The sequence below is a fragment of the Bradyrhizobium guangxiense genome (assembly GCF_004114915.1).
Classification (GTDB): domain Bacteria; phylum Pseudomonadota; class Alphaproteobacteria; order Rhizobiales; family Xanthobacteraceae; genus Bradyrhizobium; species Bradyrhizobium guangxiense.
In genome coordinates this window covers 5,059,802-5,080,104 of the sequence record NZ_CP022219.1, presented here as the reverse complement: position 1 = coordinate 5,080,104, position 20,303 = coordinate 5,059,802, and the positions used below count along the sequence as shown (strand labels likewise).

Annotated in this window: 15 protein-coding genes; 8 read left to right on the top strand and 7 right to left on the bottom strand. The window is 65.7% G+C overall.

Features of this window, described 5'->3' with window-relative positions; all coding sequences use genetic code 11:
• The first annotated feature begins 21 nt into the window (after positions 1–21).
• The 3 genes from X268_RS24305 to X268_RS24295 are packed head-to-tail and all read left to right on the top strand — an operon-like array spanning position 22 to position 3,916.
• Positions 22–1,053 (top strand): TRAP transporter substrate-binding protein, encoded by a 1,032-nt coding sequence (locus tag X268_RS24305; protein WP_128927268.1) that lies wholly within the window; start codon positions 22–24, stop codon positions 1,051–1,053.
• On the top strand, positions 1,053–2,927 hold the full coding sequence (locus tag X268_RS24300; protein ID WP_430648236.1) for a TRAP transporter large permease: 1,875 nt from the start codon (positions 1,053–1,055) through the stop codon (positions 2,925–2,927). Before X268_RS24305 ends, X268_RS24300 begins: the two co-directional genes overlap by 1 nt.
• A gap of 11 nt (positions 2,928–2,938) precedes the next feature.
• Complete coding sequence (locus X268_RS24295; protein ID WP_128927267.1) at positions 2,939–3,916, top strand: NAD(P)-dependent oxidoreductase; 978 nt, start codon at positions 2,939–2,941, stop codon at positions 3,914–3,916.
• A gap of 6 nt (positions 3,917–3,922) precedes the next feature.
• Here X268_RS24295 and X268_RS24290 read toward each other — a convergent pair whose 3' ends face one another.
• A complete protein-coding gene (locus tag X268_RS24290) occupies positions 3,923–5,089 on the bottom strand; it encodes an ABC transporter substrate-binding protein (RefSeq protein WP_128927266.1) in 1,167 nt (388 codons plus the stop codon).
• Positions 5,090–5,416: 327 nt separating this feature from the next.
• Between X268_RS24290 and X268_RS24285 the strand changes: the two genes are divergently transcribed.
• The 3 genes from X268_RS24285 to X268_RS24275 all read left to right on the top strand — a co-directional run bounded on the left by X268_RS24285 (position 5,417) and on the right by X268_RS24275 (position 12,066).
• Positions 5,417–7,807 (top strand): bifunctional diguanylate cyclase/phosphodiesterase, encoded by a 2,391-nt coding sequence (locus X268_RS24285; RefSeq protein ID WP_245477634.1) that lies wholly within the window; start codon positions 5,417–5,419, stop codon positions 7,805–7,807.
• Between the two features lie 221 nt (positions 7,808–8,028).
• Positions 8,029–9,327, top strand: a complete 1,299-nt coding sequence (locus tag X268_RS24280) for an MFS transporter (RefSeq protein ID WP_128927264.1) — start codon at positions 8,029–8,031, stop codon at positions 9,325–9,327.
• Positions 9,328–9,483: 156 nt separating this feature from the next.
• Positions 9,484–12,066: an EAL domain-containing protein gene (locus X268_RS24275; protein WP_128927263.1), complete on the top strand. Its 2,583-nt coding sequence runs from the start codon at positions 9,484–9,486 to the stop codon at positions 12,064–12,066.
• A 79-nt stretch (positions 12,067–12,145) separates the two neighbouring features.
• Here the strand turns inward: X268_RS24275 and X268_RS24270 are convergent, their stop codons facing one another.
• The 4 genes from X268_RS24270 to X268_RS24255 form a co-directional block, all read right to left on the bottom strand.
• Entirely contained in the window at positions 12,146–13,102 is a 957-nt protein-coding gene (locus X268_RS24270) for an MBL fold metallo-hydrolase (RefSeq protein WP_128927262.1), read from the bottom strand.
• 99 nt (positions 13,103–13,201) lie between these two features.
• Positions 13,202–14,407, bottom strand: coding sequence for an NAD(P)/FAD-dependent oxidoreductase (locus X268_RS24265; RefSeq protein ID WP_128927261.1), 1,206 nt, complete (start codon positions 14,405–14,407; stop codon positions 13,202–13,204).
• Between the two features lie 109 nt (positions 14,408–14,516).
• Positions 14,517–14,822: a hypothetical protein gene (locus X268_RS24260; RefSeq protein WP_128927260.1), complete on the bottom strand. Its 306-nt coding sequence runs from the start codon at positions 14,820–14,822 to the stop codon at positions 14,517–14,519.
• 99 nt (positions 14,823–14,921) lie between these two features.
• Complete coding sequence (locus X268_RS24255) at positions 14,922–15,848, bottom strand: helix-turn-helix transcriptional regulator (RefSeq protein ID WP_245477632.1); 927 nt, start codon at positions 15,846–15,848, stop codon at positions 14,922–14,924.
• Between the two features lie 411 nt (positions 15,849–16,259).
• Here X268_RS24255 and X268_RS24250 point away from each other — a divergent pair, with 411 nt between their 5' ends.
• Positions 16,260–17,192 carry a helix-turn-helix domain-containing protein gene (locus X268_RS24250; protein ID WP_128927259.1) on the top strand — a complete coding sequence of 311 codons (933 nt, stop codon included), beginning with the start codon at positions 16,260–16,262 and terminating at the stop codon, positions 17,190–17,192.
• A 23-nt stretch (positions 17,193–17,215) separates the two neighbouring features.
• Here X268_RS24250 and X268_RS24245 read toward each other — a convergent pair whose 3' ends face one another.
• Positions 17,216–18,091 carry a catalase gene (locus X268_RS24245; protein ID WP_430648426.1) on the bottom strand — a complete coding sequence of 292 codons (876 nt, stop codon included), beginning with the start codon at positions 18,089–18,091 and terminating at the stop codon, positions 17,216–17,218.
• A gap of 196 nt (positions 18,092–18,287) precedes the next feature.
• Positions 18,288–18,899 carry a TetR/AcrR family transcriptional regulator gene (locus X268_RS24240; protein ID WP_128927258.1) on the bottom strand — a complete coding sequence of 204 codons (612 nt, stop codon included), beginning with the start codon at positions 18,897–18,899 and terminating at the stop codon, positions 18,288–18,290.
• Positions 18,900–19,030: 131 nt separating this feature from the next.
• On the opposite strand from X268_RS24240, the gene X268_RS24235 reads away from it, so the two are divergent.
• Positions 19,031–20,263 (top strand): cytochrome P450, encoded by a 1,233-nt coding sequence (locus tag X268_RS24235; protein ID WP_164937899.1) that lies wholly within the window; start codon positions 19,031–19,033, stop codon positions 20,261–20,263.
• Positions 20,264–20,303 lie beyond the last annotated feature (40 nt).

Sequence of the window (20,303 nt, the reverse complement as noted above, 5' to 3'; positions counted from 1 at the left end):
AAATGTGGGAGAGACCGCACCATGACCATCGTGCCCGTGAACCGTCGCGCGTTCATCAAGTCATCGGCGGCGGTCACCGCCGGTCTCGTGCTCTCCCCCGCCATCATCGGCCGCGCCGAAGCCGCGACGTTGAAGCTGAAATGTTCCTCCTCGCTGCCGAACGATCCGAAATATGCCAACGGACGCGTCTACTACGACAACCTGGTCAAGAGCCTGAAGGCGAACGGCCTCGGCGAGCAGGTCGAGGTCGCCTTCTTCCCCGACAACCAGCTCGGTCAGGAGATCGACGTCATCAACTCGGTGAAGCTCGGCGTCATCGACCTCATGGTGTCGGGCTCGTCGATATCGGCCAATCTGGTGCCGCTGGTCGGAACCTTCGACCTCGGCTTCCTGTTCTCGAGCTTCCCGCAGCAGACCAAGGCGTTCGACGCCGGCGCCGCCAAGCCGATCGAGGACGCGCTGCTCAAGGGCGGCAACATTCGCATCATCGCCTGGGCCTATAATTTCGGCTCGCGCAGCGTGCTGGCGAGGAAGCCGGTGAAGACGCCGGAAGATCTCGCCGGCCTCAAGATCAGGACGCTGCCAAATCCCGTCATCACGGAATGCCTGCGGCTGATGGGTGCCGCCGCGACGCCGCTGGCGTTCGGCGAAATCTACACGGCCTTGCAGGCCGGCGTGCTCGACGGCCTGGAGCACGATCCGCCGACGATCCTCGCCAGCAAGTTCTTCGAGACCGCAAAGTTCTACGCGCTGACGCAGCACAATTTCTCGCCGCTCGCGATCTATTTCAGCGACATGACCTACAACCGCATGGATCCGAAGCTGCGCGAGGGTTTCCTCGATGCCGCCAAGAAGGCCGCGGCCGACACCCGCGCCCATGGTCTTGCGGTCGAGAAGGAAGCGCTTTCGGCCTTGGCCGAGAAGGGCGTAACCGTGGCCGAATGCGACCGCGAGGCGTTCAAGAAGCGCGTTGCGCCGCAGACCGAGACCTTCATCAAGGCGAGGCCCGAATCCAAGGCCGTCATCGACATCGTCCGCGCCACGCAAGCCTGATGGCCAGGTCCGAGATGGTGATGCCCGCCGCCGTGCCCGTCGCGGGCGGCCGCCACGGCAGCATCGTCCTGCTGCTTCGGCTCAGCGACGCGATCGCGGCCATTCTGCTCGCCGCCGATCTCGTGGTGGTCTGCGTCTCCGTGCTGCTGCGATTCTTCTTCAACGCGCCGGTGGAATGGTCCGACGACGTCGCGCGCGGGCTGATGGTCGGCTCGGCCTTCTTCGGCGCGGCGAGCGCGCTGGCGCGCGGCGAGAATGTCGGTGTCTCCTTCTTCCGCGACCTCTTGCCGGTGCGGCTGCGCGCGCTGGTCGATGCCGCCAGCGCGCTGTTGATCGTGCTGATCTCCGGCTACGTCGCCTACAACGCCATCAAGCTGGGCTCGCTCACGGCCGGGCAGACCACGGGCTCGGGGCTGCCGCTGGAATTGACCTTTTACCCCATGGGTGTCGGCGCGCTGTTCATGACGGTGTTCGCGATCGATCATCTCTGCGCGCGGCCGCTGCCCGACATCGTCCGCGGCCTTGTTGCGATCGTCGCGGCGACCGGCCTTTATCTCGCTTGGGACTATCTGTCGCCGTCCTCGGTGCCGTCGGCGGGCACCTTGATGCTGATCGGCTTCTTCGCAACCCTATTCGGCGGATTGCCGATCGGCTTTGCACTGGCACTCGCCGCGCTGATCTTCATCTGGGTCGAGGGCGCGCTGCCCGGCGTCATCTTCGCCCAGCAGATGGCACGCGGCATCGACAATTTCGTGCTGCTGGCCATCCCCTTCTTCATCCTCGTCGGCTATCTCATGGAAGCCAACGGCATGTCGGTGCGGCTGATCGAGCTGTTGCAGCGCGCGGTGGGCCGCATGCGCGGCGGGCTGAACGTCGTGATGGTGGCGTCCATGGTGCTGTTCTCAGGCATCTCGGGCTCGAAGATGGCTGACGTCGCCGCGGTCGGCTCGGTGCTGATCCCGGCCGCGCGCCGTTCCAGGCAAAATCCGGGCGGCGCGGTGGCGCTGCTTGCGGCATCGGCGGGGATGGCGGAGACCATCCCGCCCTGCATCAACCTGATCATTCTGGGCTTTGTCGCCAATCTGTCGATCGGTGGCCTGTTCGTCGCCGGCCTGCTGCCGTCGGCGCTGATGGCGCTGGTGCTGATCGCGGTGTCCATCATCTTCGGCAAGCGGCCGGCGCGGGTCGAGGAGGTCGAGCCGCAGATGCCGGTGTCGGGCCTGTGGAGCGGCGCGATCGCCTCGTTCGGCCTGATCTTCATGATCTTCTTCGGCTTCAAGAGCGGCTTTGCCACCGCGACCGAGATCTCGGCCTTCGCGGTGGCCTATGCGCTCGTCGTCGGCAGCGTGGTGTTCCGCGAGCTCGGCTTCAAATCGGCCGCGCACAGTTTCGTGCAGGCGGCGACGCGCGCGGGCCTCGTGCTGTTCATCGTCGCCGCCGCGCAATCGCTGGCGTTCACGCTGACCCTGCAGCAGGTGCCGCACGCGGTCGGCGATTTCATGCTGGGGCTCTCCAAGACCTCCGGCGTCTGGCTCTTCATCCTGCTCGCCATCGCCGTGCTGATCGTGATGGGCTCGGTGCTGGAGGGCGCGGCCGCGCTGATCATCTTCGGGCCGCTGCTGCTGCCGGTCGCGGTGCAGCTCGGCGTCGATCCCCTGCATTTCGGCGTCGTCCTCGTCATCGCGATGGGCATCGGCCTGTTCGCGCCGCCGCTCGGGCTCGGGCTCTACGGCGCCTGCCTGATCGGCAACGTGCCGATCGAGCAGACGGTGAAACCGATCCTGGGCTATCTCGGCCTCCTGTTCGCCTGCCTGCTCGTCATCGCCTTCGTGCCCTGGCTGAGCACGGCGCTGCCGCGCGCGTTCGGTTATTGAAGGAGTTCGTCGTGAAGGTCCTACTCGCGCACACGCCGGAGATGCGGCGCAACTATTACGGCGACCGCAGCCTGACCGGCCTGCGCGCGACCGCGGAAGTGATCCTGCATGAGGGGGACGATCCGCTCGATGCCGCCGGCCTCGTGCGCGCTGCGCAACAAGCCGACATCATCGTCGCTGATCGCATGACCGAAGGGCGCGGCGAGATCTTTGCGCAATTGCCGCGTCTGCGGGCCTTCGTCCGCTGCGCCGTCGATATCCGCAACGTCAATGTGGACGCGGCCTCGGAGGCCGGCGTGCTCGTGACCCGCGCCGGCCCCGGCTTCGTTCAGGCGGTCGCCGAGCTCGCGCTCGGCTTCATGATCGACCTCTCCCGCGGCGTGTCGCGGACGACGGCCGACTACCAGGCCGGCCGCAAGGCGGAGGCGCGGATGGGCCGCCAGCTCGCCGGCAGCAGGATCGGCATCATCGGCTATGGCAGTATCGGGCGCTATCTCGCCGAGGTCGCAAAAGTCTTACGCATGGAGGTGCTGGTCTCCGATCCCTATGCAACCGTCCGCGATGGGGCGATCCGGCAGGTCGGTCTCGACGAGCTGCTCGCTGCTTCGGACTATGTCGTTTGCCTCGCCATCGCCAACGAGCAGACCGAGAACCTGATCGGCGAGGCCGCGCTGGCGCGCATGCAGAAACACGCGTTCTTCGTCAATCTGTCGCGCGGCAATCTCGTCGACGAGCCGGCGCTCGCGCGTGCGCTGCTGGAGCATCGCATCGCCGGTGCCGCGATGGACGTCGGCCGCGCGCCCGACCAGATGCCGACGCCCGAACTGGCGAAGCTGCCGAACGTCATCGCCACCCCGCATGTCGGCGGGCTGACGCCGCAGGCGATCGAATATCAGTCGCTGGAAACCGTGCGGCAGGTCGAAGCGATCGTCAAAGGCGAGGTGCCGCCGGGCGCGGTCAACGCCGATCGCTGGACACGGCGGCCCTGAACAGCCCTACAGCCGGCCCACCGCCTTGAACGTCCCGTCCTTCTGGATCACCGTCAAGAATACCTCCGGCGGCGTGTCGAGCGTGCGCATGCCGACGGTGATGGTGCTGCCGCTGATGTCGAAGCGGCCGACATCATTGATGGCGCGGAGCAGGCTCGCGCGGGGCGGTTTCGGCCCGGCCTTCTCCAGCGCGGCGGCCGCGAGGCGTCCGGAGAGATAGCCTTCCAGCGACACGAAGTCGGGAGCCAGCGTCGGATCGAACGCCTTCTGCGCCGCCTGGTAGTCGGCGACGAGCTTGAGCGAGCGGTCCCATGGAAACGGCACGACCTGCGAGACGATGACGCCTTCGCCCTCGGCGCCGAGCTCCATGGCAAGCGCATTGGCGCCGACGAAGGAGATGTTGACGAAGGTCGGATTGAAGCCGCTGCGGTGCGCGAGCTTGATGAACTCCGCGCTAGGCCCATAGGTCCCGACCATCACCACGGCTTCGGGTTCGGCGCGCTTGATCACTCGCAAGGCGGCCTTGACCGCGCGGGTGTTGCGCTCGAACGTGCCTTCGGCGGCAAGCTCGAGGCCACGCTTGGCGAGCGCGCGCTTCACGCCGACCAGGCCGTCGCGGCCGAAGGAATCGTCCTGGTAGAAGATGCCGATACGGGTGAAGCGGCGATCCTCGGTGAGGTGCTTGATCCACGCTTCGGCTTCCGCACCATAGCTCGCGCGGATGTTGACGACGTTCGGCAGCTCGAGGTCGCGCAGGAACTCGGCGCCGCTGAACGGGCCGATGAAGGGAACGTTCCTGGCGCTGGTGATGGGAATGGTCGCGATCGCGGTCGGCGTGCCCACTGCGCCGATCAACGCGAACACCTTGTCGTCCTCCATCAGGCGCAGCGTCTGCGCCACCGAACGATCGGGGTCGTAGCCGTCATCGCGGCTGATGAGCTGGAGCTTGCGGCCGTGAACGCCGCCCTTGGCGTTGATCTCGGTGAATGCGGCGACGATGCCCTGCCGCATGCGCTGTCCGAGCGCAGAGGAGGGGCCTTCCAGCGCGGCGGCCTGGCCGAACAGGATCGCGTCCTCACTGACGCCGGCCTCGTCGGCTTTCGCCGGAAGCATCGCTACGGCCAGCAATGCCATGGACAAGGCAAGATATGTCGCCGACCGCGATCGTGTCATGGGAATGGTTGCCGGGTGCTGGATGTGTCGGGAAGAACGATAAGTCTGCGAGGTTGAACAGGGTGCTAACTCCATGCCGCGCGGATGATCCGTAAGACTTCGGGGAAAACCGGCAACTTATCGCCAGACTGCGGTAACTTGCAGGGCAATCGTTAACTAAGCCGCGCAATGCGGAGCCGTCGGGTTCCGAAATTGTGCAGTTCTTAACCGCGATCCTGGTCCGATAGTCGCACCGGTCACTCAACCACAAGTTTGAGTCACCGCGTAATGGGGGACTTGCGGATCAAGATGGGCGATCGCGATCAGAATGACCGGGATCGGAGGCGTATGACCGGATGGTGGCGCGCCGCGCCGCTGCTCGGGCTCTATCGTCCTGCGCTCGTCGCGGTCGGGGTCGGTCTTCTGTTCTCGGTCGTGGGCGCGGCCGCGGTGGCGCGGTGGGAAGATCGCGTCAACAGGATCGAGTTCGAGAACGCGGCCGAAACCGAAGCGATCGTCATGCAGAACGGCATGGGCGAATACATCTCTCGGCTCGTCGCGCTGCGTACGCTGTTCGAATCGACCAACGACGAAGTCACCCGCAGCGAGTTCGAGACCTTCAGCGCCCGCCTGTTCGAGCGCCACCCGGGTATGCTGCGGATTGCCTGGCTGCCGCGCGTCAATCGCAAGGAGCGCTCCGATTACGAGGCCGCGGCGATCGCGGATGGCGTGTCCGGCTATCACATCAAGTCGCTTCAGGGTGAGAGCTTTACGACTGCACCGCAGAGCGACGAGTATTTTCCAGTGTTCTACTCGACCCAGCCGAAGACATCGTCGGTCTATGGCATGGATTACGCCACCGTTCCGGAGCGTCACGCGGCGCTGGAGCGCGCGCGCGACAACGACAAGGTCGCAGCCATTCGCACGCGGCTGTTCGAGCCGAGGGAGGGCAGCCGGCTGCCCGATGTCCTCGTTGCCATTCCGGTCTACGCCAAGGGAACGTCGCGCGAGACGGTGGCGGATCGGCGCCGCAATCTCGCGGGCTTCGTGGTCGGCATCTTCGACCTCCCGCTGCTGATCCAGGCCATTCGCGTGACCACCGGAGCAAGCCCTGCGGTCAGCATGAACGTCTATCCGCCCTTCACGGCGCAGATCGTCAGCCTGGAGCAGATGCTGCCGGATTATTCGTCCGCGGCCACGGCGCCGCAGTCGATGCGGGACGTCGCGCGGGCGCTGCACTGGTCGGGCAGTCTCAAGATCGGCGATACCGATTGGCAGGTGCGGGCTGTTCCCACCGCCGGTGGTCCGCTGGAGACGACGTATGATCGCGCCGGCGCGGTGCTGATCGTCGGCCTGCTGCTGACGCTGTCGCTGGCAACCTATCTCATGCTCGCGAGCCGCAATTCGCGGCGGCTGTCAGTGGCCAACCGGCGTGTTCTCGAACTCGCCCAAACCGACATCCTGACCGGACTACCGAACCGCGCCTTCTTTCTCACCCGGCTCGACGAGATGAACAGCCAGCTGGGCGTGCGTGGGCTGCCGTTCTCGATCCTGATGCTCGATCTCGACCGCTTCAAGAACGTCAACGATTCCCTCGGTCACGGCGCCGGCGATGCGCTGCTGCGCCAGGTGGCGCAGCGGCTGAAATCCGCCGTGCGCGCCAACGACGTGCTGGCGCGGCTCGGGGGCGACGAGTTCGCCATCATCCAGGAGGCCGGCGCGGATCAGCGCGCCTGCTCGACCGAGCTGGCGGCGCGGATCGCCAAGCTGTTGACCGAACCGTTCCTCCTGCCCGGCCATCGTGTCGAGATCGGCACCAGCATCGGCATCGCCATCGCGCCGGATCACGGCAGCGATCAGGAGCAGCTTCTGAAGAAGGCGGACCTTGCGCTCTATCGCTCGAAATCGGCGGGCCGCAACTGCTTCACCATCTACGACGAGGCGATGTCGGCCGAGCTGGAGGCCCGCAACACGCTGGAGGGGGATCTGCGCGACGCTATCGCGCGGTGCCAGCTGGAGGTCCATTACCAGCCGTTTGTCGACGCCCTCAGCGGCGCGCGGCGCGGCTTCGAGGCCTTGGTGCGCTGGCGACATCCGACGCGCGGCCTGATCCCGCCGGACCAGTTCATCCTGCTTGCGGAGGAGACCGGGCTGATCGTGCCGCTCGGCGAATTCGTGTTGCGGCGTGCCTGCGCGGATGCGGCCGGCTGGCCCTCCGACCTGACGGTCGCCGTCAACCTGTCGCCGATCCAGTTCAAGGAGGCCGATCTGTTCGAGATGATCTGCGCGGCGCTCGCCGATTCCGGCCTGCCGCCCCAGCGGCTGGAGATCGAGATCACGGAATCCGTGCTGCTGGAGCGCGGCGGCGAGAACCACGCCTTCATGCAGCGGCTGAAGCAGCTCGGCGTCGAGCTCGCGCTCGACGATTTCGGCACCGGCTATTCGTCGCTCAGCTATCTGACCGCGTTCCCTTTCGACAAGATCAAGATCGACAAGTCGTTCATCCGCAACCTCACGCATCAGTCGCGCAGCTCCGCCATCATCTCCTCGATCGTGACGCTGGCGCGCGGGCTGGACATGTCGGTCACCGCCGAAGGCGTCGAGACCCGCGAGGAGTTCGAGCGGCTGAAGGCGCTCGGTGTCAATTTTGCACAAGGCTATCTGTTCGGCCGCCCGCAGCCGATCGAGCGGATTCTGTTCGACGCTCCCGTCAAGCGGTCACGGCGCGACGCCGCTTGAGCGCGCGCCTTTTTGATTCTTGAACAAGAGCTCGTCATCCGGGCCTTCGCCTCGCCGAAGCGGCTTCGGCCGCGCAGGCGGCACACACCCGATCATGACGTTGTGATAGCATCGGATCTAGGCTCCGACATCATGTGAGTCCCTCGGCTCTCGCGAAAATAGCTTGACCCGGACGGCCCCGGATGTTCGGTAGAACCGTCTAGGGGTGAAACAATCATATCATGCGGCTTCCGTTCTTCTACGGCTGGGTCGTGGTCGCCGTGACCTTCGTCACCATGGCCATCGGCGTCAATGCGCGCACCGCCTTTTCGCTGTTCTTTCCGCCCATCATCTCCGAGTTCGGCTGGGAGCGCGGCGTCACCGCCGGCGCCTTCTCCTTCGGCTTCGTGGTGTCGGGTGTGGTCAGCCCGCTGATCGGCCGCCTGATGGACCGCGCCGGTCCGCGCGCGGTGATGGAGCTCGGTGTCGTGTTGATGGCCGGCGGATTGCTGCTTGCGCCGCTGACCAGCGCGCCCTGGCATCTCTATGTCACCATCGGTGTCATGGTCGGTGCCGGCTCGGTGTGTCTCGGCTATTCCGGCCAGTCGCTGTTCCTGCCGAACTGGTTCATCCGAAAGCGTGGCTTCGCCATCGGCATCGCTTTCGCCGGCGTCGGCATCGGCTCGGTGACGCTGCTGCCATGGGTGCAGCACATGATCGAGCAGACCGGCTGGCGCACCGCCTGCACCGCGATGGGCCTGCTCATCCTGGTCGTGCTGGCGCCGGTCAACCTGCTGCTGCACAAGCGTCCGCAGGACATCGGCCTCGAACCGGACGGTGATGCAGCACCGGCTGCGGGTGGCGCCCAACCGATTTCCAATGTCGTCGATCCCGTTTGGGTCAACACCGACTGGACGCTGAAACGCGCCGTCGCGACCGCGCGCTTCTGGTGGATCGCACTCGGCTATTTCTCCGGCCTGTACATCTGGTACGCGGTGCAGGTGCATCAGACCAAGTTCCTGCTCGACATCGGCTTCAGCCCTTCGGTCGCGGTGTGGGCGCTCGGTGTCGTCAGCCTGCTCGGCATTCCCGGTCAGATTGTGCTGGGCCATGTCTCCGACCGCATCGGACGGGAATGGGTTTGGGCGATCAGCTGCACGGGCTTCGTGATTTGCTTCGCGGCGCTGATCGCCTTGAGGTATCAACCCTCGCTCTGGCTCGTCTATGTCATGGTGTTCACGCAAGGCGCGCTCGGCTATGGCCTCACCTCGATCATGGGCGCGGTGGTGTTCGAGATCTTCCAGGGCAAGCACCAGGGCAGCATTTTCGGCACGATCATGCTGGCGGCGCTCGCGGGTGGCGCGGCCGGCCCCTGGCTCACGGGCCTGCTCTACGATCGCACCGGCGACTACACGCTCGCCTTTGCCATCGCTATGTTCGTGAGCGGCTTGTCGGCGCTCTCGATCTGGCAGGCTTCGCCGCGAAAGGTGCGGGCCGTCGCCGGCCGGCTGCAAGAGCTCCAGAGCCGAGCCTCGGGGTAGGTTTCGGGCATACCGCATTACCTGCGCGTCCTTCGCCGAATGTTAAGCATGTTGCGGCTTGGCAAATGCCGGGGCGATTGCAAAAACGTCTTGGACACCATCGGAGCGTTAGCCTCTGGCCGTTTGCCGTTTCTTCCCGATGCTTCGGGTCCACCGATGTCTGCCTCCGATAGTCCTGCGACAGAAAATCCGGACGTGCTGCTGGCTGCACTGGAATGCGCCGACGATGGCGTCGTCATCGTCGACGGCGCAGGTCGCATCACGCATTTCAACGCCGGTGCCGAGCGGATCTGGAAACTCGCGCGCGCCGACGTGCTCGGCCGCGATGCCGGAATTCTCGCTCTGAAGTGTCTCCAGGCCGATCCGACAGCGGAGTTCCGCGACGAGATCAGCCTCACACGTTGTGACGGCAGCCGCATCCGGGCGGCCATCTCGCTTTCGTCCATTGCAACCGGCGGGGTGATCCATCGCGTCGTGTTCGCACGCGACGTCACCGCGGATGCCGAGAGCCGCGTCAGAATCGGACTGCTCCACGCCGTCTCCGATCAGACCAACCGGGCGGTGATCATCACCGATACCGAGCAGAACATCGTCTACGTCAACTCGGCCTTCACGACGCTGTTCGGCTACACCAGCACCGAGGCCGAAGGCCGCCGCGCAGGCGAGCTCATCGCCGGCTGCTACACCGACCGTAAGGCGGTCGAGAAGCTCGTCAGGCGCCTGATGCATGGCGGCCGCCGCGGCGAAGCCGAAGTGCTTGCCTACGACAAGGACGGCGAGGAGATCTGGGTCTGCGCCAGGATCGACGCTTTCCGTGACAAGAAAGGCCGGGTCAAGCACATCTTCGCGCTGATCGAGGACATCACCGAGACCAAGCAGCTGCGCTCGCTGCAGCAGCTCATCATGAGCTCGCTCGCGGACGAGGTTCCGATTACCGATATTGCCGACAGGCTGTGCCGCCGCGTCGAGGAAATCGCGCCGGATGTCGTCTGCTCGCTGCTTCATGTCGACGCTGCGGGCCTGATCCATCCGCTCGGCGGCCCCAGCCTGCCTGACGTTTATTCTCGCGCGTTGGACGGCATCGCGATCGGCCCCAATGTCGGCTCCTGCGGCACTGCTGCCTTCTATGGCGAGCCGGTGCTTGCGACAGACCTCGAGACCGATCCGCGCTGGCAGCCGTACAAAGCGATGCCGCTCGCGATCGGCCTGCGTGCCTGCTGGTCGACCCCGGTCAAGGCCAAGGACGGCCGCGTCATCGCGACCTTTGCCTTCTACTATCGCGAGCCCCGCGCGCCGAGCAACTGGCACCGCCGCATCGTCGAGGCCTGCGTCAATCTCGGCGCCTTCGCGATCGAGCGCAAGGAGGCGCGCGCCGAGATCGCGCGGCTCGCTTACCACGATATCCTCACCGGTCTGCCGAACCGCGCGCAGCTGCGGCACCTGATCACCACGGCGATCGATGCCTGCCCGACCGGCAGCCATGTCGCGCTGGCGTTCCTCGACGTCGATCATTTCAAGGACGTCAACGACACCCTCGGTCACGCCGCCGGCGACGAGCTCCTGATCCTGCTCGCGCAGCGCCTGCGCGAGCAGATCGGCCCCGAGGACATGCTGGGACGGCTCGGCGGCGACGAATTCGTCATCCTGCTGCCGCAACGTAACGCCGAGAGTGCGGAGCGCATCGCGGCCGGCATCACCGAGGCGCTGGCTGCGCCCCTGCGGCTCGGATCGAAGCTGATGCAGATGTCGGCCAGCATCGGCATCAGCCTCTATCCTGATCATGCCACCGACATCGACACGCTGATGCAGCAGGCCGACGCCGCCATGTACATGGCCAAGCAGGCCGGACGCTCGACCCACCGCCTGTTCAGCCCCGAGATGAATGGGCTCACCGAGCAGCGGCTGGCGCTGATCGCAGCGCTCCGCGGCGCCATTGCGGAAGGAGCGTTGAGCCTCAGCTACCAGCCGCAGGTTCGCAGCTGCGACGGCGCGATCCACGGCGTCGAGGCGTTGGCGCGCTGGCACGATGCCGTGCTCGGCGATGTCTCGCCGGCAAAGTTCATCCCGCTTGCCGAGGAGTGCGGCCTGATCGAGCAGATCGGCCTGTGGTCGGTGCGCGAGGCTTGCCGGCAGATGGCGAGCTGGCGCCGCGCCGGGCTCAACATTCCCTGCGTCTCGGTGAACCTGTCGCCGATCAATTTCCGCAACGTCACCCTGGCTGCGCGGCTCAAGGACATTCTCGCCGAACACGAACTGCCGCCGGATGCCTTGATGCTGGAGATCACGGAAGGCGCGTTCATGCAGGACAGCGTCGCTGCGCTGGAGACGATGAACGCGATCCGGGCGCTCGGCGTCGGACTCTCCGTGGACGATTTCGGCACCGGCTATTCCAGCCTCAGCCGCCTCGCGCATCTGCCGATCCGCGAACTGAAGATCGACCGCAGTTTCATGCGCGACATCGAGCGTGACGCCGGCGCACTCGCGATCGCCACCGCGGTGGTGCGCGTCGGCCAGGGCCTCGGCATGACCGTCGTCGCCGAAGGCGTCGAGACGGAAGGACAGCGCAACACGCTGGCTGAGCTCGGCTGCGACGTCGTGCAGGGCTTCCTCTACGCCCCCGCGCTTCCCCCCGTCGCCTTCGAACGCTGGCTGATCGAGCACTGCGCCGAGCAAGCGAGGGCGATGCTGAGGCGGCTCGATGTGGCGGCAGGGAGCGATGCGGTGCGGCGGTCCGCTTAAGCGCAGCGTCGAACACAGGGCGCGAACTCACTCATGCGTTGAGCTCGCACCCCCGGTTCGGCTCTAACCCGACGAGCGGTCAGTAGTCCCAGAAGGCTGGCACCCAGCGAAAGTGGTCGCCGTCGACCGCCACCCGGCCGATGGACGGGAACGGCATGTGAGTGGCGACGAGGAGCTCTCCGTTCGCTGCCAGCTCCTGCAGAAGGCGGACGCGGACACGGGCAGCCTCTTCGGGATCATGCTCGAAGCCGTTGTGCCAGTCGGGGTGGTCGAACCCGACAGTGAACACGGCGTCGCCGGCGAATGTCAGCCGATCGCCGCCGGATGCGAGACGGACCACGCTGTGGCCGGGGGTGTGACCACCGGTGCGCGTGACCACCACTCCCGGCGCCACCTCGTGCTCATCCTCGAAAGTACGCAGCTGGTTGTGGTATTCTTTCGCGAACCGCTTGGCGGTCGCCCGAAGCGCGTCCGGGAAACCCGGCGGCATCGAGACGCGAGAGAAATCGGGCGCCTTCCAGAACGCGACCTCGGCGGCTGCCACGTGAATGCGCAGGTCCGGACGCAGCCGTTCCCTCACCTCGTCGACGAGCAGTCCGCCAATATGGTCCATGTGCATGTGCGTCAGCACCACGTCGGTCACGGCCTCGAGATCGATGCCGGCGGCATCCAGTCGCCTGCTCAGCTGCCCGGCCCGCGGCAGGTGCAAGTTCGGGTCGGATCCCAGGCCGGCGTCGACGAGGATCGTCTGGTCGCCGCTGCGCACCACGACCACGTTCAGGGCCCAATCAAAAGCATCCGGAGGCAGGAACATGTCCTTCAGCCACGCCGCGCGGACGGCCGGGTCGGCGTTATGGGCCAGCATTGCGCCCGGCAGCATCAGCACTCCATCGCTGATCACCATCACGTCGATCTCGCCGATCTTCAGCGCGTAGCGCGACGGAACCAGCTCTTGGGGCCCCGGCCCGTGGGGGCGTGTGGCGTCGTGCAGGTTCATGTTCGTCTCCTTCTGAGCGTTAGAGATCATCTGATTCATCTTTGAAGGCTCCTCTGTTCGCGTGCTTCGTGCTCTGGTTCTTGAAGGGCTGCGGTGGGGCCGCGCCCGCAGGGCGCGCGGCCAACATCAGGCCGGTGTCTACAGATCAGTTACGCGCTCCGGATCGGCGGACGCGAGCGCTGCGGCGCGCTCGGCGCGCGGCGGGTAGATCCAGACCGTGTTGATCTCCCGCTTCGTCTTCTTGGCGATGTCCCCGACCATCTCGACGTTGCGCTCCCAGCCGCGCGTGAACAGCGCGCCGGCTTCGCCGAGGTCGAGACAGGTGACGTAGGTCTTCTGGTGGTAAGGCCTGGTCGCGAGGCCGAGCAGCTCGGCCGCGGCATTGTTGCCGGCGAAAGCACCCATCCGCGTGGCGTGCTGGCACGACATCAGCGCGTAATTGCCCTCGTCGTCGCAGGCCGCACGCGCCGCGTCGCCGGCCGCGAAGACGCCCGGAACGCCGGTCACCTGCAGGCGGCGGTCGACCAGCAACCGGCCGAAACTGTCGCGCTCGGCGGGGATCTGCGTCGTCAGCGGCGCGGCGCGAATGCCCGCAGCCCAAATCACGGTCTCGGTTTCGATGTGTTCGCCACTCGACAGGTTGACGCCGGATTCATCGAGCGAGGCGACACCGGCGCCGATCCGTGTCTCCACGCCGACCTTGCGCAGGGCCTCCTCGATCACCGGGCGGGGGCCTGCGCCCATGTCGGGCGCGATCGCATCGTTGCGTTCGACGATGATGACGCGAGTCCTCGCGTTGGTGCCGAGGATGTCGCGAAGCCGCGCCGGCATTTCGGTGGCAGCCTCGATGCCGGTGAAGCCGCCGCCGGCGACGACGACCGTGTCGCGCCCGGTCGTCGCCGGTCGCTTGGCGAGGCCATGCAGGTGCTTGTCGAGCGCGATCGCATCGTCCAGCGAATCGACGCTGAAACCGTGCTCGGCAAGACCCGGAATGTTCGGACGGAACAGCCGGCTGCCGGTGGTCACGACGAGCCGGTCGTAAGAGAGCGTCTTTTTCGCGCCCTTCGCCGTGGCAATCTTCACCATGCTGGATTTGGTGTCGACCGTCTCGACCATGCCTTGCACATAGCTGACGTCGATGGCCTCGAGCACCCCCAGCAGCGGCGCCGTCAGGGTCTCCGGTTTCGGTTCATAGAGCCGTGGCCGAACCACGAGCGTCGGCTCGGGGGCAACCAGCGCGATCTCGAGCGCCTCTGGTGAGACGCCCTGGATCTCGCGCAGGCGGGCGGCGGAAAGGGCGGCGTACATGCCGGCGAAGCCGGCGCCGATGATGACCAGTCGCATGGGTTTTCTCCTTGATCTCTGCGTTTCGATGGTCTGCGCGCGAGCCGTCGCTGCCCCGCTCAAGGCAGCGTCCGGCGACGGCGCGAAGAGGTGACGTGAATCGCCGCTGTTAAGGCGCTAGACAGCGCGACAGCGGTGAACTCGGTGGCCCGTCTTGGCGAAACCAACCCTGGCGATGGACGACCGGCTGAGCCGTCCTCGGGCCCCGGTCCTGATAGGGAAGGCCGGTGCTATCCAGGGTCATGATGGAGACCAGCGGGTAGGTCGGGTGCATGGCGTGCGGCGGAATCTCGATCTCCTCGCCCGTCGCCGACGTGAAGCGAACGGCCAGCGAGAGTCCGTACAGGGTTGCGGTTGCAAGGCCTCGGCGGCGCGATGCGATCACCCGCCGGCCAATGAAGGTCTTCCAGGTCATCTTCGATCTCCCGTCGATTGGTCTGGACATGGTGATGGTCTAGCGGATCGAATCTGCCGCTGCGCCAGAGCGATTGCCGTGGCTGCATTGCGATTGCTGTTAACGCTGGCGCCTGCGCCAGTCGCTCGGCGTCTCGCCGGTCAGCTTCCTGAAGGCAGCTGCGAACGCCGTCTGCGACGAATAACCCAGCGCCGCGGCGATCGAGACGACCGTTTCGTCGCTGTCGCGCAGCATGTTCATTGCCTGCTCGAGCCGGTGTTGGCGCAGCCAGGCGTGCGGGGAGAGCCCGGTGCTTTCCTTGAAGGCGCGGCAAAAGTGAAAGCGCGATAGTCCGGCATCGGAAGCCAACGCATCAAGGGAGACGTCCGCATCGCTGTCCGAGCGCAACCGTTCGATCGCACGGAGCAAGACCTTCGGCGCCAGCCCGCCCACGGTCGGCTGGAGCGTGGTCGGCGAACCCGTGTGCGCAACCAAGAGGCGCGTGGCCAGAAGATCTGTCAGCTGATGCCGGAACAGCGTATCCAGGGCTTCATTGCCACCGAGCGTATCGGCCGCGCTCAAGAGCAGCCGGGACGTAATCGGATCAGGATGCGCCGTCCGTTCCAGCAAGTCGTCCGTTGCCGTGACCCCGGCTTCGCGAGCGACGCGCTTCAACGTTGCATCGGGAAGATACAGTTGAACCACATCGACGGGCTTCGGAATGTCCCATCGAGAGCTTGATCCTTCCGGAATGATGATCACGACCCCGCGCCGAAACGTACCGATCGCAACCGATTTTCCCGTCCGCCGCTCCATGCGCTGCATCACGCCGTTGTAGGCCATGATCACGTGGTGGTTCATGGGCTCGACGACGTCGTGCAATGGATCATGCTTCCAGTGAGCGATCCCGGCGCCGGAGGGCTCCAACGCGATGCGGAGTGGTTCGGTCCCGAGCACGCGCGCCATCTCCGTATCGGCGCGTCGCTCGGAACGCGAGCCATCGTGCGGCTGTGCGCCCGGCAAGGGCTTGTGCGAGGGATTGCGCATGAGTGCAGTGCTCCCGGTCATTGCGTGCCTCCTGCTGATCAGCTTCGAGCTTTCGATCAGTTGTCCGTATCCGTACGGGGCGGCGCGTGTTCTATGCGCTGCGAAGGCCCAGCGTATTTCCTGAAGCGATCATGCTTTGTCCGATCCTGCTCCAAGCTGGCGCGCGCTTTCACAAACGCACGATGGGCGGGTGACGCCTTGTCGGGGCGCTAAACGGAGACTGCGGAAAGGCGTCAAAGTTCTTTGAAATTGCTCGCGAAAAGCAGTTCGTGACGATGATGTGGCGAGCCGACGGACGGCTGTCGTTCTGGCGCGCCGGTCTGGACCGTCGCGTGACGATGCCCGATAATCGGGCGTGATTTGGCGATGGCGCTTGCGCTCTCCCAGTCTGCCCTTACGAGATCTACTCCCATGACACAGACGGGTGCCTTCGCGCAGAAGGTCGAACGGTTTCTGCATCTGAAGGATGCTCCGCCAACGCTGGTCACGCGTTCGCTGCGCAGCGCCGAGCTCGCTGTCACCGAAACGCGGGATGACCACCCCGTGGCGCGTCTTTCCGATTCGATGCCCTCGGAGGACGCCTATCTCGTCAGCCTCAAATTTCGCGATTTCGCCGATTGCGAGTGTTGGGAGCGCGGCCGTTGCGTGATCAAGCGCGATATCCGCGCCGGCGCCACGTACCTTTACGACCTGAAACGCGATCCGCGCTACGTGATCGACAAGCCTTTCCATTCTCTGTTCTTCCATCTGCCCCGTTCGGCGTTGGACGACATGGCAAGGCAAGGCGGCGCGCCACGGCTCGGTGAACTCGTCTATCAGCCCGGTGTCGGCCATGACGACATGACGATCCGTCATCTCGGCGCCTCGTTCCTGGCGGCGTTGCGCCAGCCTGATGAGGCCAATCAGCTCTTCGTCGACCACATGATGCTCGCGCTCACCGCACATGTTGCGGCGACCTACGGCGGATTGCGGCGCGCTGCCGAGCAGGCGCGGGGCGGCCTTGCCCCCTGGCAGGTCAAGCGGGCCTGCGAAAGGCTGGAGTCCGATCTCCGCGGAAAGCTCTCACTGGAACAGATCGCAGCCGAGTTCGATCTCTCCGTCAGTCATTTTTCGCGCGCGTTTCGCGTCTCCACCGGCCTGCCGCCGCACCAATGGCTGCTGCGCCGGCGCGTGGATACGGCCAAGCAATTGTTGACGGTGCGCGACCTGTCACTGTCGGAGATTGCGATATCGGCCGGGTTTGCCAATCAAAGCCACTTCACCCGGGTCTTTTCTGCGGTGGTCGGCATCAGCCCGGGAATGTGGCGCCGTGAGGCGCAGGGCGTGCCGGATAGCGAAACGTAGTCCGGGCTCGAGACGCCTTCCGCTCAGCGACGCCGTGTCTGAGAGATGGCGTAGGCGGCGCGCCGCGCCGCAAACATCTCGTCCGGCGGATGGCTTATGCCTTCGGCGAGATTGGCTGGATCGAACGCGGACCCGTCGCACGCTGCGTTGGATTCGATGCCTGTTATCACGATCGTTCCGAGGCGGACCGCTTCGTGCCCGTCCTCATCCGGCCAACGGATGGTCACGTCCATGACCGGGTCGGCGGGACGGCCGAGCAGCGCCATCACGCTGAACCTGACATCGCGTGCCGCGATCCGGGATTCGAGATCGCCGCACAGAAAGCCGGTGGATCTGGCCGCGACCGCGTCCACGGTCGGCCCGTCCGCTTCGCCGACCGGCGCGACCTTGAACTTGATGAACCGTGTCTCGCCCATGGCGTTGGTCGCAGGAAAGGCGTGCACGCCCCAATAGGTCGTGCGCGCAAGGCTTGCGGGCGGCGGATGCGCGGCAAGGTAACTTGCCTGGCGCCGTGTTTCGGGATTGGCGGCGGAGAATGCCTCCACTCGCGCCATGTCCGGCTTGCCGTCCTGCTCCGGCATGCGGGCCTGAAGGAAAGCCAGCATCTGGTCGAGCGTCCTGGCGAAATGAACCGGGGCGCTCTGAGTGAAAATGTCGGAGCGCTGGCCCTCGCTGCCGAGCCGGAAGCTGAAGCCACGCAGCGAGCACCTCTCGGTGTCCGCCGCGTTCGGGGGGCCGCCCTCCGTCGAGAAGCGCGCCAGCACCCGTGATGGCCTGGTGAAGCTGCGGGATGTGGTGATGTCCCTGGCTAGATGGGACGGGGCGTAGGTGCCGCGGACGCATAGGCCCCAGGCAAAGCTCGCGCGCGCCTTTGGCGGAAGCCCGGCAACCGCCTGCAGGGCATCGACAAGAGACGTCGGCGTGGCAGGGCCGCTGGGAAGTTGAGGCAGGACGGGAATCCTGGGTTCGAACGATGAGACTCCTTTGTGGCGCAGGGCAGATCGGACTTCTTTCCCAAAGCAGGCATGCCTTGTCCGATCCGGCGACAAACCTGGCAACCCGCTTGCACAGGGCGTCAGCGCCATGAAGACGCTCTTACTCCCCCGCCAGTCCCGTCCTCCGCCGCAGATCCGTGATCGCACGCAGAAAGCTGTCGGCCGGCGTTGTCTCGGGATCGATCAGCCGGTGCAGCCGAAAGCCGTCTTCGAGCGCGAGCACGACGGAGGCCATCCAGGACGGGTTCAGTCTGTCGTTCCTGCCGTTGCTCTGCAGCGTCGCCTCGATGATGTCGGCGATCAGCTTGCGCCGCGCGCGCAGGCGTTTTGCGAGCTCGGGGCGGCGCTTCTCGGCGCGCGCGACGAACAGGATCATCTCCATGTGCAGCAGCGGCGCACGGCCGAGCGGGTCCTGCTGCGTGCGGTCCATCGCCTTCAGCGCGGCGATGAAATCGTCGAGATTGTCGTGCTGCGCGAGGATGTCGAGGTTGCGCCGGATCGACTGCTCGACATGGTCCTCGAGCATGGCGATGATGAGTTCGTCCTTGCTCTTGAAGTTGGAATAGAACGCGCCGCGGGTGAAGCCGGCGGCTGCGGCGATCGCCTCGATGCTGGCGCCGCCGATGCCGTCCTCCTCGAACACGCGCGCGGCGGCCTCGAACAGCCTGTCGCGCGTATCGTCCCTGGTCGGCCTGGTTCTCACCCTTGACATCGGAGGAGGGTAGGGCAGAATGCAATTCGATACAACAATGTATCGAGTTATAAGCTCAAGGGATGGTTACGCCAGGCAGTGGGGCTGCGCTCGGCGTATTCGTGTCATGCGACAACCGATTTGAGGTCACCATGAACGAGCACGTGCAAGGCGCCGGCGGCGCGCCGCTGTTCAACCCGCTGTCGCCGGACTACATCCGCGATCCCTATCCGCACTACGAGCGATTGCGCACGGTCGATCCGGTCCATGTGACGCCGTTCGGCCAGTTCGTCACCAGCCGCCACGCCGACGTCAGTCTCGTGATGCGCGACAAGCGCTTCGGCAAGGATTTCGTCGAGCGCACAAAGCGCCGCTATGGCGAGAAGATCATGGACGAGCCGGTGTTCCGCAGCATGAGCCACTGGATGCTGCAGGCCGATCCGCCGGATCACACCCGCCTGCGCGGCCTCGTCGTGAAGGCGTTCACCGCGCGCCGCGTTGAGGACATGCGGCCGCGCATCCAGGCGATCGTCGACCAGGCCATCGACGCCGTGATCGACCGCGGCCACATGGACCTGATCGAGGATTTCGCCTTCCGCCTGCCCGTCACCATCATCTGCGAGATGCTCGGCATCCCCGAAGACCATCGCGAGGTCTTCTACAAGAGCTCGCGCGATGGCGGGCGGCTGCTCGACCCCGTGCCCTTGTCTGCCGAAGAAATCAGGAAGGGCAACGAGGGCAACCTGATGGCGCAGATGTATTTCCAGCAGCTGTTCGAGCTGCGCCGCAAGAATCCCGGAGACGATCTCACCACCCAGCTCGTGCAGGCCGAGGAGGACGGCAACAAGCTCACCAACGAGGAGCTGACCGCCAACATCATCCTGTTGTTCGGCGCCGGCCACGAGACCACGGTCAACTTGATCGGCAACGGTCTTTTGGCGCTCCACCGCAATCCGGACCAGCTTGCGCTGCTCAAGGCACGGCCCGAGCTGATGGAAGGCGCGATCGAGGAATTCCTGCGCTACGATTCCTCGGTGCAGATGACCGGCCGCGTCGCGCTGGAGGATATCGACGACCTCGGCGGCAAGAGGATCCCCAAGGGCGAGACCGTGCTGTGCCTGCTCGGCTCGGCCAATCGCGACCCGGCGGTCTATCCCGATCGGCCGGACCGGCTCGACGTCACCCGGACGAACGTGAAGCCGCTGTCGTTCGGCGGCGGCATCCATTTCTGCCTGGGGGCGCAATTGGCGCGCATCGAGGCCGAGATCGCCATCGCCACGTTGCTGCGGCGGCTGCCTGACCTGCGCATCGACGACGTCGAAAACCCGGAATGGCGGCCGACCTTCGTGCTGCGCGGCCTCAAGCAGCTGCCGGCGAGCTGGTAGGAGCTGACATCGCGGGCGCAGCTCCTCATCCTGAGGAGAC

Excerpts from the sequence above, each read along its gene's own strand:
- X268_RS24305 (WP_128927268.1), top strand. The coding sequence starts at position 22 with ATGACCATCGTGCCCGTGAACCGTCGCGCGTTCATCAAGTCATCGGCG.
- X268_RS24300 (WP_430648236.1), top strand. The coding sequence starts at position 1,053 with ATGGCCAGGTCCGAGATGGTGATGCCCGCCGCCGTGCCCGTCGCGGGC.
- X268_RS24290 (WP_128927266.1), bottom strand. The coding sequence starts at position 5,089 with ATGACACGATCGCGGTCGGCGACATATCTTGCCTTGTCCATGGCATTG.
- X268_RS24285 (WP_245477634.1), top strand. The coding sequence starts at position 5,417 with ATGACCGGATGGTGGCGCGCCGCGCCGCTGCTCGGGCTCTATCGTCCT.
- X268_RS24280 (WP_128927264.1), top strand. The coding sequence starts at position 8,029 with ATGCGGCTTCCGTTCTTCTACGGCTGGGTCGTGGTCGCCGTGACCTTC.
- X268_RS24275 (WP_128927263.1), top strand. The coding sequence starts at position 9,484 with ATGTCTGCCTCCGATAGTCCTGCGACAGAAAATCCGGACGTGCTGCTG.
- X268_RS24270 (WP_128927262.1), bottom strand. The coding sequence starts at position 13,102 with ATGAATCAGATGATCTCTAACGCTCAGAAGGAGACGAACATGAACCTG.
- X268_RS24265 (WP_128927261.1), bottom strand. The coding sequence starts at position 14,407 with ATGCGACTGGTCATCATCGGCGCCGGCTTCGCCGGCATGTACGCCGCC.
- X268_RS24260 (WP_128927260.1), bottom strand. The coding sequence starts at position 14,822 with ATGACCTGGAAGACCTTCATTGGCCGGCGGGTGATCGCATCGCGCCGC.
- X268_RS24255 (WP_245477632.1), bottom strand. The coding sequence starts at position 15,848 with ATGCGCAATCCCTCGCACAAGCCCTTGCCGGGCGCACAGCCGCACGAT.
- X268_RS24250 (WP_128927259.1), top strand. The coding sequence starts at position 16,260 with ATGACACAGACGGGTGCCTTCGCGCAGAAGGTCGAACGGTTTCTGCAT.
- X268_RS24240 (WP_128927258.1), bottom strand. The coding sequence starts at position 18,899 with ATGTCAAGGGTGAGAACCAGGCCGACCAGGGACGATACGCGCGACAGG.
- X268_RS24235 (WP_164937899.1), top strand. The coding sequence starts at position 19,031 with ATGAACGAGCACGTGCAAGGCGCCGGCGGCGCGCCGCTGTTCAACCCG.